This window comes from Streptomyces sp. MS191 (genome assembly GCF_008042125.1).
In the GTDB taxonomy this organism is placed as follows: Bacteria; Actinomycetota; Actinomycetes; order Streptomycetales; family Streptomycetaceae; genus Streptomyces.
In genome coordinates, this window is the sequence record NZ_RDBI01000066.1 from 177,894 (window position 1) to 193,469 (window position 15,576).

The 15,576-nt window shown below is 74.0% G+C and carries 15 protein-coding genes; 10 read left to right on the forward strand and 5 right to left on the reverse strand.

Features of this window, described 5'->3' with window-relative positions; translation table 11 throughout:
* The coding region (locus tag EAO71_RS29375) for a helix-turn-helix domain-containing protein (protein WP_147981320.1) at positions 1–762 on the reverse strand (762 nt) is incomplete at its 3' end.
* Positions 763–890: 128 nt separating this feature from the next.
* Here EAO71_RS29375 and EAO71_RS29380 point away from each other — a divergent pair.
* Positions 891–2,441: a cell division protein PerM gene (locus tag EAO71_RS29380; protein WP_261992405.1), complete on the forward strand. Its 1,551-nt coding sequence runs from the start codon at positions 891–893 to the stop codon at positions 2,439–2,441.
* 14 nt (positions 2,442–2,455) lie between these two features.
* Here the strand turns inward: EAO71_RS29380 and EAO71_RS39790 are convergent, their stop codons facing one another.
* Positions 2,456–2,578: a hypothetical protein gene (locus EAO71_RS39790; protein ID WP_315986618.1), complete on the reverse strand. Its 123-nt coding sequence runs from the start codon at positions 2,576–2,578 to the stop codon at positions 2,456–2,458.
* Between the two features lie 723 nt (positions 2,579–3,301).
* Here EAO71_RS39790 and purN point away from each other — a divergent pair.
* The 3 genes from purN to EAO71_RS29400 all read left to right on the forward strand — a co-directional run bounded on the left by purN (position 3,302) and on the right by EAO71_RS29400 (position 7,113).
* Positions 3,302–3,916, forward strand: coding sequence for a phosphoribosylglycinamide formyltransferase (gene purN, locus EAO71_RS29390; RefSeq protein ID WP_147980829.1), 615 nt, complete (start codon positions 3,302–3,304; stop codon positions 3,914–3,916).
* Complete coding sequence (gene purH, locus EAO71_RS29395) at positions 3,913–5,475, forward strand: bifunctional phosphoribosylaminoimidazolecarboxamide formyltransferase/IMP cyclohydrolase (RefSeq protein ID WP_147980830.1); 1,563 nt, start codon at positions 3,913–3,915, stop codon at positions 5,473–5,475. The genes purN and purH overlap by 4 nt, the downstream gene beginning before the upstream one ends.
* Positions 5,476–5,652: 177 nt before the next feature.
* Positions 5,653–7,113 carry a DUF2079 domain-containing protein gene (locus EAO71_RS29400; protein WP_261992406.1) on the forward strand — a complete coding sequence of 487 codons (1,461 nt, stop codon included), beginning with the start codon at positions 5,653–5,655 and terminating at the stop codon, positions 7,111–7,113.
* A gap of 85 nt (positions 7,114–7,198) precedes the next feature.
* Here EAO71_RS29400 and EAO71_RS29405 read toward each other — a convergent pair whose 3' ends face one another.
* Entirely contained in the window at positions 7,199–7,789 is a 591-nt protein-coding gene (locus EAO71_RS29405) for a DUF4064 domain-containing protein (RefSeq protein ID WP_147980831.1), read from the reverse strand.
* A gap of 246 nt (positions 7,790–8,035) precedes the next feature.
* Between EAO71_RS29405 and EAO71_RS29410 the strand changes: the two genes are divergently transcribed.
* The 6 genes from EAO71_RS29410 (at position 8,036) to EAO71_RS29435 (ending at position 14,223) form a co-directional block, all read left to right on the forward strand.
* Complete coding sequence (locus EAO71_RS29410) at positions 8,036–8,896, forward strand: bifunctional methylenetetrahydrofolate dehydrogenase/methenyltetrahydrofolate cyclohydrolase (protein ID WP_147980832.1); 861 nt, start codon at positions 8,036–8,038, stop codon at positions 8,894–8,896.
* Positions 8,897–8,898: 2 nt separating this feature from the next.
* Positions 8,899–9,588 (forward strand): DUF3017 domain-containing protein, encoded by a 690-nt coding sequence (locus EAO71_RS29415; protein WP_147980833.1) that lies wholly within the window; start codon positions 8,899–8,901, stop codon positions 9,586–9,588.
* 407 nt (positions 9,589–9,995) lie between these two features.
* Positions 9,996–10,985, forward strand: coding sequence for a malate dehydrogenase (locus EAO71_RS29420; protein ID WP_147980834.1), 990 nt, complete (start codon positions 9,996–9,998; stop codon positions 10,983–10,985).
* Positions 10,986–11,206: 221 nt separating this feature from the next.
* On the forward strand, positions 11,207–12,922 hold the full coding sequence (locus tag EAO71_RS29425) for a hypothetical protein (protein ID WP_147980835.1): 1,716 nt from the start codon (positions 11,207–11,209) through the stop codon (positions 12,920–12,922).
* Positions 12,915–13,295 carry a hypothetical protein gene (locus EAO71_RS29430; protein WP_147980836.1) on the forward strand — a complete coding sequence of 127 codons (381 nt, stop codon included), beginning with the start codon at positions 12,915–12,917 and terminating at the stop codon, positions 13,293–13,295. Before EAO71_RS29425 ends, EAO71_RS29430 begins: the two co-directional genes overlap by 8 nt.
* A 1-nt stretch (position 13,296) precedes the next feature.
* The gene (locus tag EAO71_RS29435) at positions 13,297–14,223 is read left to right on the forward strand and encodes a serine/arginine repetitive matrix protein 2 (protein WP_147980837.1); all 927 of its coding nucleotides are present in this window, start codon (positions 13,297–13,299) and stop codon (positions 14,221–14,223) included.
* 81 nt (positions 14,224–14,304) lie between these two features.
* Here the strand turns inward: EAO71_RS29435 and EAO71_RS29440 are convergent, their stop codons facing one another.
* Together EAO71_RS29440 and EAO71_RS29445 are read right to left on the reverse strand one after the other, a co-directional pair.
* On the reverse strand, positions 14,305–15,033 hold the full coding sequence (locus EAO71_RS29440) for an isocitrate lyase/PEP mutase family protein (protein ID WP_147980838.1): 729 nt from the start codon (positions 15,031–15,033) through the stop codon (positions 14,305–14,307).
* The gene (locus EAO71_RS29445; RefSeq protein ID WP_147980839.1) at positions 15,030–15,575 is read right to left on the reverse strand and encodes a carboxymuconolactone decarboxylase family protein; all 546 of its coding nucleotides are present in this window, start codon (positions 15,573–15,575) and stop codon (positions 15,030–15,032) included. The genes EAO71_RS29440 and EAO71_RS29445 overlap by 4 nt, the downstream gene beginning before the upstream one ends.
* Between the last annotated feature and the right edge of the window lies 1 nt (position 15,576).

The following is a 15,576-nucleotide window of genomic DNA, read 5'->3' on the forward strand; positions in this document are numbered from 1 at the left end:
GAGCTTGGGCCGGCCCTCCTCCGCGTCGGAGGTGTCCCGGGCGGCCCGGTGCGCCAGCCAGCCCGGCAGGACCATGAGCAGCATCGGCGCCACGCCGAGCGGGGCCGCCACGCCGGACAGGGTGTCCGTGCGGACCAGGTCCACCCCGTGGGCGTACAGCGCGTCGAAGGCCTCCTCGGGGGTGAGGGCGGGCTCCGTGTCCTGAACGCCGGGCTCGCCCGCGGGCCGGGGCGGCGCGTCCACGACGGCCGCCGTGGCGGCCCGCCGGGCCGCGTCGACCGGTTTCAGCCGCTCCTGCGGCTGCTGGAGGCCCCTGCGGCCGGCCGGGGCGGACGCGGGACTCCGGGGCGGCTTGGCCGCGCGTTTGGCCGCCGTCCTGGGCCGGGTGCCCGCGGCGGGGGTCGTCGCGGGCGGGGGTCCGGCAGGCCGGCCGCGTGCCGGGGCGTCCGCGGCCGTCGCGGTACCGGACGGGGCCGCACCGCCGGACGGGTGACCCGGCCCTTCCGCGCCGGGCCGCTGCCCGTCGCCCCGCCCCTCGTCATGCGCCTCGTCGAGCGCACCGAGCAGCTTCACGTACGCCTCCAGCTTGCGTCCCCGCGGATCGGTGCGACCGGTCTCCCACGACCGGACGGTGGCCCGCGTGACGCCCACGGCCTCCGCGACCTGGTCCTCGCTGAGGGCCCTGGCCTCGCGCAGTCTGCGGCGCTCCTTGGGGGAGGGCAGCGAAGCCGCGGACGCGGAATCGGCGGCACTCCGGCTCATCGGACTCATCGGCGACGACCTCCCGCAGAGCTACTCCGGGCGGAAAAGTACATAAACGTATCTTGAGCGACACAACGGCGGTTTGCCTGTTACGCGAGAAAAGCGCGTGTCGGGGGCAGCATGGGCGCGTGAGCCAAGTGACCGAGCACACCCCGCCGTTGTCGCCCAACCCGCTGGTCAAAGGCGGGCGTTCCGCCACGCTGGTCGACGCGTGCGTGCGCGGAGGGGCCGCCGCGGGCCTCGGTCTCGGGGGCCTGGCGGTCCTGGTGACCGCCGCGTGGATCACCTCCCCGTACCCCGACGGCGGGCCCGGCGGGGCGCTCCACCTGGCCGCCGGGCTGTGGCTGCTCGCCCACGGGGTGGACCTGGTCCGCACGGACACCCTGTCCGGCGTGGCGGCCCCGCTCGGCGTGGCGCCGATGCTGCTCATGGTCCTGCCGGGCTGGCTGGCGCACCGGGCCGCCCGGGACACCTCCGACGCGGAGGAGGGCCGGCCCAAGCTCACCGCGGCCGGCACGGTGGGTGCGGTCTCCGGGGGATACCTGCTGGTCGCGGTGGGTGTGGTGGCCTCCGCGGCGAACGGCCCGCTGCCCGCCGACCCGCTCGCGGCGGCGCTGTGGCTGCCCGCGACGGTGGTCGCCTCGGCGGGTCTGGGGGTCTGGACGGCGGCCGGGCGGCCGCTGCCCCGGCAGGAGCACGCGGCCGTGGGGCTGCGTGCGGCCGTGCTCGCGACGGCGGCCCTGCTGACCGGCGGGGCCCTGCTGGTCACGGTCTCGCTGGCCTGGCACGCGGGCGCGGCGCACGCGTCCTTCGACGGGCTGGCCGACGACTGGTCCGGCCGGGTGGCGGTGCTGCTGCTGGCCCTGACGCTGGTGCCGAACGCGGCGGTGTGGGCCGCGTCGTACGGGCTCGGGCCCGGCTTCGCCCTCGGCAGCGGCGCGTGGGCGACCCCGCTGGGGCTCTCCGGGGCGGCGGCCGTGCCGCCCTTCCCGTTGCTGGCCGCGCTGCCGGCAGCGGGCCGGGGCTCGTGGCCGCACTGGACCGCGGCGGTGGTCCCGGCCGCGGCGGCGCTGCTGCTGGGGTGGTGCGCGGGCCGGTCGGCGCGGCTGTGGACGGCCAAGGAGACGGTGGCGACGGCCCTGGTGGCGTCATGGGCGTGCGGGGCGTCGCTGGCGGTGCTCGCGGCGCTCGCGGGCGGCCCGCTCGGCTCGGGCCGGCTGTCCGCGTTCGGTCCCGTGTGGTGGCAGACGGGGGCGGCGGCGGTGCTGTGGTGCGCGGTGGTGGGGGTTCCCACGGCGCTGGGCGTACGGGCCTGGGCCCGGCGTGACCGGACGCCCGTGGCGGCCGGGGCGCCGGAACCGGCCGCGGTGGCGGTGCCGGACCGGGCCGCGGTGCCGGAGGCGGGCCGTGCGCACGAGCCCGAGCCGGTTCGCGGCGAGGACGGGGACGAGGACGGGGACGAGCTCGGGTTCGAGGCGTACGGCTTCCTGCCCGCGGCCTGGGAGCCGCCGCCGCCCGGCTCCCTCGCGTCCGCACCGTCCGCTGCGTCACCGCAGCCCCCGACGCCGGAACCGACACCACCGGCACCGGATCCGGGACCGGACCGGACGCCGGATGCGGCCGGATCCCAGGACGGGACCACCCCCGAGCGGCCCTCCGCCGGCCCGGACACCCCCTAGGGATCCAGGCTCCGCTACTCGCGCACCCCGAAGACGTCCCGCAGCTGCTTGGGCAGCAGGTCGTTGCAGGCCATCTGGCCGGACTTGGTCAGGGAGTCGTCGACGCAGGTGTAGAAGTCGCGGTAGACGAGCTGCATGGTGAAGCTGCCCGCGACGATCAGCAGGGCCAGGGCCCCGGCCTGAAGTGGGWCCCGACGGACCCGGCCCAGCGGCGGGCGCGGTACGCGCTCCTCTCCGGCATGTGGGCGTTCTTCTTCGCGATCTTCGAGATCCAGGAGCTCGCCCTGCTCCTGGGCGCGCCCGCCGCTGGGCCGGGTCCGTCGGGTCCCACTTCAGGCCGGGGCCCTGGCCGCCGTCGGGGCCGCCCTGGCCGGAGGGGCGCTCGGGGCGGCGGCCGAAGCCGTCGGAGGAGCGGCCCGGCTGGCGGCTGCTCCAGCGCCCGTCGGAGCCGCCCGTGGGGCCGGAGTCCGAGGGCGAGCCGGATGACGCGTCGTCGTCCGAGCCCTCAGGCCGCCGTGGCTGCCACGGCTGGTCCGGCTGCCCCTCGGGCGGCGGCGCGAACGGGTTGTTGTCGTCCGTGGACTGGCGTTCCGGCATCTGCTGAACGTCTTCCCTCTGTCGTCGCGACTGCGGTGTCGACCGTTGTACCGACCGCGCTGGAGGCGGTCGTCGAACCCCGACGCTACCCCCCGGTCACGCCCCCGTCCCGTGGGGGCCGTCCGGTGTGCCGGTATCGTTGCTGACGGTCGGGCCCTTCGTAGGGTTCCCCGTATCCGGGGACACGATTCATTCGTACGACCGCACAAAGACGCAGTCAGTCGACCAAGCCGCCTCCGCCGCAACGCGAAAAGAGTCCCTCCGTGGCCGCCGCCCGCCTCGTCGTCCTGGTCTCAGGGTCCGGCACCAACCTCCAGGCCCTGCTCGACGCCATCGCCGCCGACCCCGACGGGTACGGCGCCGAGATCGTCGCCGTCGGCGCCGACCGCGCGGACATCGCCGGACTGGAGCGCGCCGAGCGCGCCGGGCTCCCCACCTTCGTGTGCCGGGTGAAGGACTTCGCCAGCCGCGAGGAGTGGGACCGCGCGCTGACCGAGGCGACCGCCGCGCACGAGCCGGACCTGGTCGTCTCGGCCGGCTTCATGAAGATCGTCGGCAAGGAGTTCCTCGCCCGCTTCGGCGGCCGGGTCGTCAACACCCACCCGGCGCTGCTGCCCAGTTTTCCCGGTGCCCATGGAGTGCGGGACGCACTCGCGTACGGCGCGAAGGTCACCGGATGCACCGTCCACTTCGTCGACGACGGCGTCGACACCGGCCCGATCATCGCCCAGGGCGTGGTCGCGATCCGGGACGAGGACGACGAAGCCGCTCTCCATGAGCGCATCAAGGAAGTCGAGCGTTCGCTGCTCGTCGAGGTCGTGGGGCGTCTGGCCCGGCACGGCTACCGCATTGAGGGACGAAAGGTAACAATCCCGTGACCGCCGAAGGTACGAAGCGCCCCATCCGCCGCGCACTCGTCAGCGTCTACGACAAGACCGGCCTGGAGGAGCTGGCCCGCGGCCTGCACGAGGCGGGTGTCGCCCTCGTCTCCACCGGCTCCACCGCCTCGAAGATCGCCGCGGCCGGGGTCCCGGTGACCAAGGTCGAGGAGCTCACCGGCTTCCCCGAGTGCCTGGACGGCCGGGTCAAGACCCTCCACCCGCGCGTGCACGCCGGCATCCTCGCGGACCTGCGCCTGGAGGACCACCGGCGGCAGCTCGCCGAGCTGGGCGTCGAGCCCTTCGACCTGGTGATCGTGAACCTCTACCCGTTCCGGGAGACCGTCGCCTCCGGCGCCACCCCCGACGAGTGCGTGGAGCAGATCGACATCGGCGGCCCCTCGATGGTCCGCGCCGCCGCCAAGAACCACCCCTCCGTCGCGGTCGTCACCAGCCCGGCGCGCTACGCCGACGTGCTCACCGCGGCGCGCGAGGGCGGCTTCGAGCTGGCCGCCCGCAAGCGCCTGGCCGCCGAGGCCTTCCAGCACACCGCCGCGTACGACGTCGCCGTCGCCTCCTGGTTCGCCGACGACTACGCGGCCGCCGACGAGTCCGGCTTCCCCGACTTCCTGGGCCACACCTACGAGCGCTCGAACGTGCTGCGCTACGGCGAGAACCCGCACCAGGGCGCCGCGCTGTACGTCGACGGCACCGGCGGTCTGGCCGAGGCGGAGCAGCTGCACGGCAAGGAGATGTCCTACAACAACTACACGGACACCGACGCCGCCCGCCGCGCCGCCTACGACCACGCCGAGCCGTGTGTCGCGATCATCAAGCACGCCAACCCGTGCGGCATCGCCGTCGGCGCGGACGTGGCCGAGGCCCACCGCAAGGCGCACGCGTGCGACCCGCTGTCCGCGTTCGGCGGCGTGATCGCGGTCAACCGCCCGGTCTCCGTCGCGATGGCCGAGCAGGTCGCCGAGATCTTCACCGAGGTCATCGTCGCCCCCGGCTACGAGGACGGCGCCGTCGAGGTGCTCGCCAAGAAGAAGAACATCCGCGTGCTGCGCGCCGAGGGCGCCCCGGCCAACCCGGTCGAGGTCAAGCCCATCGACGGCGGCGCGCTCCTCCAGGTCACCGACCGCCTCCAGGCGGACGGCGACGAGCCGGGGAACTGGACCCTGGCGACCGGCGAGGCGCTGTCCGCCGAGGAGCTGGCCGAGCTCGGCTTCGCCTGGAAGGCCTGCCGCGCGGTCAAGTCCAACGCCATCCTGCTCGCCAAGGGCGGTGCCTCGGTCGGCGTCGGCATGGGACAGGTCAACCGCGTCGACTCCGCGAAGCTCGCCGTCGAGCGGGCGGGCGAGGAGCGGGCGCGCGGCTCCTTCGCCGCCTCCGACGCCTTCTTCCCCTTCCCCGACGGCCTGGAGATCCTGTTGGAGGCCGGCGTCAAGGCGGTCGTGCAGCCGGGCGGCTCGGTCCGCGACGAGCTGGTCGTCGAGGCCGCGAAGAAGGCGGGCGTGACCATGTACTTCACGGGCACGCGCCACTTCTTCCACTGACGGACACCGGGCGAAGGCCCGCCGGTCACCCGACCGGCGGGCCTTCGCCGTACCCCCTCGCGGGGGCGGTCGGCGCTCGGCCGGCACGGGAGACCCCCCTCGCCGGCCATCCCGCCGTTCGGGTGGTCTCTGGTCTAATGGGTTGCTCTTTCGTCGGCGGCTGGTAATGGGGGCGCGGTGTTGGATGTACAGAGCGGGGCGGCGGAGACCGCCGTCGCCGCCGACGCCGTCGTCGACACGGGAGCCGGCCGCCCCGACGCCGCCCCCGTCGTGCCGCTGCGCCCGTACGTCGCCGTGGCGGCCGTGCTCTGCGGGCTGTACTTCCTCTACTCCTACGTCCAGTACGAGCGCTTCCGCACACCGTCCTGGGACCTGGGGATCTTCGAGCAGTCCGTCCGGGCCTACTCCGAGCTCCGCGCGCCGATCGTCGACATCAAGGGCCCCGGATTCCTGATACTCGGGGACCACTTCAGTCCGGTCACCGCCCTGCTCGCGCCGCTGTACTGGATCTGGTCCTCCCCCCTCGCCCTGCTCCTCGCCCAGGCCGCCCTGTTCGCCGCCTCCGCCGTCGTCGTCGGCCGCACCGCCCAGCAGGTCCTCGGCAGCCGTGCCGCGGGGCTCGGGATCACGGTCGCCTACGGGCTGTCCTGGGGTCTGCAGGAGGCGGTCAAGTCCGACTTCCACGAGATCGCCTTCGCCGTCCCGCTGCTCGCCCTGACCTGCCGGGCCCTGCTGCTCTCCCGCTGGACTGCCGCGGCCGCCTGGGCCGCCCCCCTCGTCCTGGTCAAGGAGGACATGGGGCTCACGGTCGCGATGGTCGGCGCCGTCCTCTTCCTGCGGGGGAGCAGGCGCCTCGGCGGCGCGCTGGCCGGCTTCGGCGTCGGCGCCTTCGCCCTGACGGTCCTGGTGCTGATCCCGGCCGCGAGCCGGGTCGGCCAGTACGACTACTGGGCCAAGATCGAGAAGTCCAGCGCCGGCACCCAGGTCTCGTTCACGGACGTCCTGCTGAACTCGCTCGGCTCCGACGTGAAGTGGGAGATGCTCCTCTTCCTCGTCGGCATCACCGGATTCCTCGCCCTGCGCTCCCCGCTGATGCTGCTGGTCCTGCCGACGCTCGGCTGGCGCTTCCTGTCCCAGGACCCCAACCACTGGGGGATGCTCTGGCACTACAGCGCGATCCTGATGCCCGTCGTCTTCCTCGCCCTGGTGGACGGCGTCCGCTCCGTGCGCACCTCCCCGCGGGCCTGGCTGGTGTCGTACGGGAAGGTCGTCGTCCCGGTCGTCACGGCGGTCGCGATCGTGCTGGCCCTGGACCTGCCGCTGCGCGAGCTGCTGCGCTCGGAGACGTACCGCACGGACGTCCGCACCGTCGAGGCCCGGCGCGCGGTCGCCGCGGTCCCGGAGGGGGCGAGCGTCGAGACCAACGTGACGCTCATGGCCCACCTCACCGCCGACCACACGGTGTACTGGGTGGGCGGCGCGAAGGGCGTCAGCCCCGACTACCTCGCGCTCGACCTCGACTCGGGCTGGTCCCAGCCGGTCACCGACCCGGTGCAGCTGGCGTCCCAGCTCCATCCGGAGGCGCGCTACGAGGTCTCGGCGCGGGCCGGGCAGTTCGTGGTGATGCGGCGGGCCTGAGGCCGTCCGGGCCCCTGTCCGGGGCCCCGGTCACGCCGAAGGGGCCCGGTTCCGAGACGGAACCGGGCCCCTTCGGCGTGACCGGTCAGTACTGCTGCTTGTACCGGTTGAACCAGGCCGAGCCGTCCGCCTTCGCGCAGAACACGATGATCAGGACGCCGAGGGCGAGGCTGATGATGCCCAGGGGCAGCGAGAAGAGCGCGAACAGCACGATGAAGGCGGCGTAGACGATGGAGCAGATGCGCACGCCGTTGCCACCGGACTTGAACTTGGCGGCCAGCACCATGCCGAGGACGGCGAAGATCAGCGCGAAGACGCCGATGCCGACGAGAACGCCCTGGCCGAAGTCCTGGAACGCCTGCGCGTCGGCGCTGGAGGCGCCGGAGGTGTCGAGCTCGTCGAAGGCGACGAGGGCCATCACGATGATCGCGAGCGCGCCGAGCAGGTTGAGGCCGCCGATGATCCACAGCATCACGCGGGCCGCCTTCACACCGCCCGGCATCTCCATGGCGGCGCCCGGGTAGCCGCCGCCGTAGGGCTGCTGGACCGGCGGAGCCTGGGGGTAGCCGTACTGCGACGGGACACCCTGCGGAGCCTGCTGCGGGTAGCCGTAGCCGGGCTGCTGGCCGCCCTGGGGCTGCTGTCCGTAGGGGTTGTTCGGTTCGCCGAAGCTCATCGCGGGATTCCTCCGTGGGGTTGTGCGGGGACGACGCGGCCCGAGCGGAGGATTTTCACAGCTTATGTGCGGTTTTGCCCCCCGGCACTGCCCGCGGTTCTGCGCGGCCATCGTCGTCGGAGCGTCGACTGATTGTCCAGTCGATATGCGGGGGAGTTGTGCACATGCAATGCCTTGTTCCGGCCGGTGGAGGTCCCCGTGCCGACGAATTGGAACAACGCAGGGGTCATCCGGGAGGATGGGGCCATGAGCGCCCAGATTCTCGATGGCAAGGCCACCGCAGCCGCGATCAAGTCCGATCTGACCGTCCGTGTGGCGGCCCTGAAGGAGAAGGGGCTGACCCCCGGTCTCGGCACGATCCTGGTCGGCGACGACCCGGGCAGCCAGAAGTACGTGGCGGGCAAGCACCGCGACTGCGCGCAGGTCGGGCTCGCCTCGATCCAGCGGGAGCTGCCCGCCACCGCCACGCAGGAGGAGATCGAGGCGGTCGTACGGGAGCTCAACGCGGATCCCGCCTGCACCGGGTACATCGTGCAGCTGCCGCTGCCCAAGGGCATCGACGAGAACCGCATCCTGGAGCTGATGGACCCGGCCAAGGACGCGGACGGCCTGCATCCGATGAACCTCGGGCGCCTCGTCCTGAACGAGCCGGCGCCGCTGCCCTGCACCCCCTACGGCATCATCCAGCTGCTGCGCGAGCACGGCGTGGAGATCAACGGCGCGGAGGTCGTGGTCGTCGGCCGCGGCGTCACCATCGGCCGTCCGATGCCGCTGCTGCTCACCCGCCGCTCGGAGAACGCGACGGTCACGCAGTGCCACACCGGCACCCGCGACCTCTCCGCCCACCTGCGGCGCGCCGACATCATCGTGGCCGCGGCCGGTGTGCCCCACCTGATCAAGGCGGAGGACGTGAAGCCGGGCGCGGCGGTGCTGGACGTCGGTGTCTCGCGCAACGGCGAGGGCAAGATCCTGGGCGACGTCGACCCCGACGTCGCCGAGGTGGCCGGCTGGATCTCGCCGAACCCCGGCGGCGTGGGCCCGATGACCCGGGCGCAGCTCCTGGTCAACGTCGTCGAGGCCGCGGAGCGCGCGGCCGCGGCGCTCTGACCGTGACCACGGCGGGCGCCTCCGGCGGCGCCGAGAGGCCGACGGCGGACCGGGTCCCGGGCGCGGGCGCCGGCGGGCCGTCGGACGGCTCGGGCCGTCCGGTCACCGACGGGGCCGAGGCACCGTCGGACGACTCCGGGCGCGGCGCGGCGTCGGATCCGGGTGCCGGAGCGGACGTGACGGCCCCGGCCGTCCCCGGCGAGTCCACCGCGCCCGACGCCCCCGACGGGTCCGTCGCCGCCGACGCTCCGGCGGACGGTGCCGACGGTGCGGAGGGCGAGGACGGTGCCCGCGGCAGGTCGCGGCGCCCCCCGGCGATGACCACCGGGACCGTCCGTCCCGAGGGCGGCGGCCGGGCGGCCCCCGGGGACGCGCCCGCGCCGGCGCGCCAGTGGCCCCTGCTCACCGTGCTCGGCCTGGCCGGGCTGGGGCTGCTCGTGGTGGGGGTGGACCTCTTCCCGCAGTCGTTCCGGGTCGGCACCATCCTCGTCGGGGTGGCCCTGCTGACCGGGGCCGCGCTGCGACGGGCGCTGCCGTCGGTGGGGATGCTCGCCGTGCGGTCGCGCTTCACCGACCTCGTCACGTACGGCCTGATGGGTGCGCTGATCGTGCTGCTCGCGCTGATGGTGCAGCCGGACCCCTGGCTGCGGATCCCGTTCCTGGAGGACATCCTCCACCTCACGGTCACCTGAGGGTCCCTGTCCGGCGGTGCGACGGCGCCCGTCCTCTCCCCCGTGGGAGGACGGGCGCCGCCTGCGTTTCAGCGTCATGTACGTGCCAATGAGGTTCAAGGGCCGCCCGCTGCTTGTGGCACGGAAGTGACCATTCCGGCACCTCCGTACGGCGGCCTGCCGAGATGCCGCCGGGGTGCACGCGGCGCGCGGCGACGGTCGTGGTCCGCCCCGGCGGCGCACCGTCGCGGGCCGGGTGCGGTCGGGTGGCAGTGAGCCGCACCACAAGGGGGTGGAGATTGGAGGGGTCCCGGGTCGGATAGCCTGACCGCTGGATATCTCTTCATGTCGAGACACCGATCGATCAAGAGGGGTATCCCGCACCAGGGGCAGGGACCCCCACCGCCAGCTGTCTTACGGAGATCGCCATGACCCGCACTCCCGTGAATGTCACCGTGACCGGCGCGGCCGGCCAGATCGGCTACGCGCTGCTCTTCCGCATCGCCTCCGGCCACCTGCTCGGCGCGGACGTGCCGGTCAAACTGCGCCTCCTCGAGATCCCGCAGGGCGTGAAGGCCGCCGAGGGCACCGCCATGGAGCTCGACGACTGCGCGTTCCCGCTGCTCAAGGGCATCGACATCTTCGACGACCCGAACCAGGGCTTCGAGGGTGCGAACGTCGCGCTGCTCGTCGGCGCCCGCCCCCGCACCAAGGGCATGGAGCGCGGCGACCTGCTCGCCGCCAACGGCGGCATCTTCAAGCCGCAGGGCAAGGCCATCAACGACCACGCCGCGGACGACATCAAGGTCCTCGTCGTCGGCAACCCGGCCAACACCAACGCCCTGATCGCCCAGGCCGCCGCCCCGGACGTCCCGGCCGAGCGCTTCACCGCGATGACCCGCCTGGACCACAACCGCGCGCTCTCGCAGCTGGCCGCCAAGACCGGCGCCTCCGTCGAGGACATCAAGCGCCTCACCATCTGGGGCAACCACTCGGCGACCCAGTACCCCGACATCTTCCACGCGGAGATCGCCGGCAAGAACGCCGCCGAGGTCGTCAACGACGAGGCGTGGCTGGCCGACACCTTCATCCCGACCGTCGCCAAGCGCGGCGCCGCGATCATCGAGGCCCGTGGCGCGTCCTCCGCCGCCTCCGCCGCCAACGCCGCCATCGACCACGTCCACACGTGGGTGAACGGCACCGCCGCGGGCGACTGGACCTCGATGGGCATCCCGTCGGACGGCTCCTACGGCGTCCCGGAGGGCCTGATCTCCTCCTTCCCCGTCACCTGCCAGGACGGCAAGTACGAGATCGTCCAGGGCCTGGACGTCAACGAGTTCTCCCGCACCCGCATCGACGCCTCGGTCCAGGAGCTGGCCGAGGAGCGCGACGCGGTCCGCGAGCTGGGCCTCATCTGAGCCCACCGCGTGCCCCCGGGCACCGGTGACCGGTCGCATGCCGTCCGGTCCCACGCCCGCGCACCGACCTGACGGCGCCCCCGGCCTGCACGGCCGGGGGCGCCGTTCCCTTGCCGCCGGTACCGACTTCGCTCCCTTATGCTGTCCACTCCGCCTCGACGCCCAAGTCGGTCGAGATTAAGGACAGTTGAGTATTCGGGGGAGTTTTGACCCAGTCGTTCGTGCCCCGTCAGCCGGGGCCCACCGGCGGTCCGCCGGTCGTCGATCCACGCGGATTACCCTCCGCCAGCGAGGCGACCCGACTGCTCTGTGCCGGTACCTACCTCGACGACGCCTTCCGGGACGCCGTCATCGACGAGCTCTACGTCCACGAGGAGCGCGTCGCCGCTCCCTCGCTCGGTGTGGACGCCACCCGCGTCCTCGCCCACGCCCTGCGCGCCCGCCGCGTCGAGATCGGCTGGTCCGCCGCGATCCTCGGCCTCTGGATCGTCGCCGTCCCGCTCACCAAGGGCCTGGCCGCCCTGCTGATCGCGCCCTTCCTGCTCCTCGGCATCGCCCGCTGGGTCCGCGGACGGTCCGCCCGCCCGCCGGTCTACCGGCTCGCCGCCGCCTTCCTGCTCCGCTGGTACGGCCGCCTCAGCCTCCTCCAGTCCGCCGTCGTCCTGCTCGTCCTCGCCTTCGGCGACGAGGAGACCCGGTGGGACCTCCTCGGAGAACTCGGCGACGTGGGCGACCTGCTGGGCTTCGCGCTCGACCTGGCGTCGTCGGAGATCTGGGGCGTCGGCGCGCTGGAGGTCTGGATCACGATCGCGATCCCGTTCCTCCTCGCCTGGGCGGTGGCCGTGCAGCGCGGCCAGTTCGCCCGCGCGCTCACCGGCGAGCTGTCCAGGAAACGCTTCGCCGACGCCTCGTCCGACCCGGCCGAGCGGGCCGAAGGCGTCCGCTTCCGCCGGCTGCGCGAACGGATCAGGACCGAGCAGCACTCCCGGCTCGTCCTGTACAGCTCCGACAACCCCTTCTGCGGTGCCGGCAGCCCGTACGAGCCGTGGTCGCTCTCGGTCGAACTGCGCCCGCGCAAGGACCGCACCCCCGAGCCGCTGGACAACAGCGCGATCATGCGGCACATCGTCCCGCTCGTGGAGGCGCTGCGGGTCCCCTCCGCCCACGGGTCTCCGCAGATCCAGGCGGCGGTACGCGACCGGCTGCGCGATCTGGAGATCGACGAGACCGTCTTCCTGCCGGTCGACGGGCTGCCGAGCCGGGCCCACACGCCCTACACCGCCGAGGAGTTCGAGCAGCACCGCTCGGGCGCCATCGAGGAGGGCGGCGAGGCCCGCCGGCACTTCCTGCGCATCCGGGTCGGAGGCTGGGGCGAGGAGATCGTCACCACCGTCTTCGTCCGCGTGCACACGCAGGGCGGCATGCTGATGCTGGAGGTCGCCCCGCACGTCCTGCGACCGGTGAAGCCGCTCTTCCGGCACGCCGACCGGATCGCCCACCGCTACCGCCACAACCACCACTTCGGCAAGGCCGTCTGGGCGCTGGCCCACGCGCCGGGCTCCGCGGGGCACGCCCTGGCCACGCTCTGGCGGGCCGCCGGCCACCTGTGGCGGCTGGCCACCGCTGGACACGCCGGCGCACTGCCGGAGGGGCCGCTGCACTCCGTCCGCGAACTCGGCTCGGACGACGAGGCCTCGCTCTTCCAGGAGATGGACGTCAGCCGCTACCTGAAGAGCATCCAGGACCGGGTGGCAGGCGGCGTGACCGTCGCGCTGCGCGAAGCCGGCTACGAGACCGGCGAGTTCGAACAGAAGATCGTCAACGTGGCCGAGGGCGGTGTCTTCATCGAGACCGCCAAGGGCGCCGTCGGCGTCGGCAACCACAACACCATCACCCAGAAGAACTTCACGTCCCAGGCCGGAGGCGACCGTGGCTGACCCGAACAACGACCGTGCCGGCGGCATCCACATCGGCAGCGTGCACGGCGCGTTCGCCATCGGCGACCACAACACCGTGACGCAGAACGAGGGCGGTGCGGGCGAGCCGCCGCGCGACCCCGCGCAGGAGGAGCTGCTCCAGGCCATCCGCAGGCTCCGCGCGGACCTCGGGAACGTGGTCGCCTCGGAGCAGACGGCCGCGCTGGACGCCGAACTGTCCGACGCCGAGGACGAGATCGAGGGCACCGGCGAGGCGGGCCGCGGGCGCCTGGCGCGACTGCGCCAGGCCCTCGGCGACGCGGGCGCCGTGACCGGGATCCTGGCCTCGGGCGTCGCCGTCGGCCAGGCCGTCGCCGCGCTCCTCGGAGGGTGACGTGAGCGGTGACGGGGGCAGGGCCCGCTGGAACGACGAGACGCAGAGCTGGGAGACGGTTCCGGGCGGCACGGCGGCCCCCGGCGGCGGAACCGGTCTGCCCGGCCCCGTCGCGCCGGTTCCGGGCGGCGGAACCGGCCTGCCCGGCGGCGGCCCGCTCGTCCCGCCGCCGCCGGGGTACGCCCCCGGACCGCCGCCCTACGACCCGGGGCCCGCCGCCCCCCGTTCGCGCAACGTGCTGGTGGCGGGCGTCTTCGTGGCCGTACTGGCGGCGGGCTCCGTCGGCGGCTGGCTGGTCTGGGGCGGCGGTGACGAGGGGCGTGGCGCGCAGGGCGGCGCACCGGGTGCCACGGTGACCGCGACGGACCCGGCGTCGGCCTCCGACGCCCCTGCGGAGCCCGGCTCCCCGACGGACACCGGCCCGTCGTCGGGCTCACCCTCGGCCTCCGACGCCCCGATGGACGACCTGCCCCCGCCGGGCTACCACGCCGTCGAGGACGCCAAGGGCTTCACCATCGCCGTCCCGGTGGACTGGACCCGGACCGACGAGGGCGCCGGCGGGATCTTCTACCACTCGCCCGACGACGCGAGCCTGGTGCAGATCTTCCTGCTCGAAGGGGCCGACGTGGCGCCGTACACGGCGCTGCAGCAGGCGTCCCGGGACCTGGCCGGGAAGAACCCGGGCTACCGCGAGATCAGCCTCGGCCGGGTCTCCGGCGAGGCCGGCGCTCCGGCCGACGCCGCCGAGCTGGTGTACGCCTACGACCGGGAGGGCGGACGCCGGCAGGTCGTCGACCGGGCCTTCACGGCCACGGACGGCCGCCAGTACGCGATCCTGGTCGCCGGCCCGGTGGCCGACTGGCCCCAGCAGAGGGAGACCCTGCGCATCGCGCTGGACTTCTTCCGGCCCGGGCCGCCCGCCGCCTGACTCGGGCCCGGGGCCGTCCCCGCGTCCGGGGCGGCCCCGGACGCGCGGGCTCCGGGCGGCCCGGGACCCGGGCCGCCCGCCTCAGGCCGTCCTCAGCTCCCGGGCCAGGTCCGCGACGCCGTGCAGGGTGCGCAGCAGGAGGCCGTGGCCGAAGGTGATCCGGGTCGCGCCGAGCCGTCCGGCCTCGGCGGCGGACGGACCGCCGGGCCGGGACAGGAAGTTGAGCGGTGCGCCGATCCCCGCGCTCAGCCGGGGCAGATCCGACGCCGGGGCGGCGATCGGATAGACGCAGTCCGCCCCGGCCGCCGCGTAGAGCCGGCCGCGCTCGATCGCCGCGGCGGCCGGGTCCCCGGGCGCGGACGCGGCGACGTAGGTGTCCGTGCGCGCGTTGACGAAGAGTTCCCCGCCCGCGGCCTCCCGCACCTGCGCGAGCCGGTCGGCCTGCGCCCGCGGGTCCCCGAGCCCGCCGGACCGGTCGGAGTCCTCCAGGTTGACGCCCACCGCGCCGGTCTCCAGGACGCGTGCCACCAGTTCCCGCGGCGACAGGCCGTAGCCGTCCTCCAGGTCCGCGGAGACCGGGACCGAGACGGCCCGCACGATCCTGGCCACGGCGGCGAACATCTCCCCGGGCGGGGTCTGCCCGTCCGCGTACCCGAGGGCGGCGGCGATTCCCGCGCTCGGTGTCGCGAGCGTGGCGAAGCCGGCCTCCTCGAACACCCGCGCCGAGGCCGCGTCCCAGGGGCCCGGCACGACCAGCGGATCGCCCTCGGCCCGGTCGCGGTGCAGCGCGCGGAGCGCCCCGGCGGTCACTGCTTGTACATCCCCGGGGTGTAGTGACCGGGCGTCATGCGGGTGGAGACGGCGATCCGGTTCCAGGCGTTGATGACGGTGATCGCGGCGATGACGCGGGCCAGTTCGGTCTCGTCGAAGACGGCGGCGGCCCGGGCGTACACCGCGTCCGGGACGAAGCCGTCGGTGAGGACGGTGACCGCCTCGGTCAGCGCCAGGGCGGCGAGCTCCCGCTCGGTGTAGAAGTGCCGGGACTCCTCCCAGGCGGAGAGCTGGACGATCCGCTCGACCGACTCGCCCTCCGCGAGCGCGTCCTTGGTGTGCATGTCGATGCAGAAGGCGCAGTGGTTGACCTGCGAGGCGCGGATCTTGATCAGGTGGTAGAGGGTCGGGTCGACGCCCTGGGCGGCGGCCGTCTCCAGCCGGAGCATGGCCCGGTAGAACTCGGGGAGCCGCTCCGCGAAGGGGAGCCGGGGCGCGTGCTCGTGCGCGTACCCGGTCGTCGCGTCGTCGCCGGTCGGATGCGGGTCCGTGGCGGCCGGGGCGTTCGTCGTCGTCGTCATG

Excerpts from the sequence above, each read along its gene's own strand:
- EAO71_RS39790 (WP_315986618.1), bottom strand. The coding sequence starts at position 2,578 with ATGCAGCTCGTCTACCGCGACTTCTACACCTGCGTCGACGACTCCCTG.
- EAO71_RS29445 (WP_147980839.1), bottom strand. The coding sequence starts at position 15,575 with ATGACGACGACGACGAACGCCCCGGCCGCCACGGACCCGCATCCGACC.
- EAO71_RS29420 (WP_147980834.1), top strand. The coding sequence starts at position 9,996 with ATGACCCGCACTCCCGTGAATGTCACCGTGACCGGCGCGGCCGGCCAG.
- EAO71_RS29405 (WP_147980831.1), bottom strand. The coding sequence starts at position 7,789 with ATGAGCTTCGGCGAACCGAACAACCCCTACGGACAGCAGCCCCAGGGC.
- EAO71_RS29410 (WP_147980832.1), top strand. The coding sequence starts at position 8,036 with ATGAGCGCCCAGATTCTCGATGGCAAGGCCACCGCAGCCGCGATCAAG.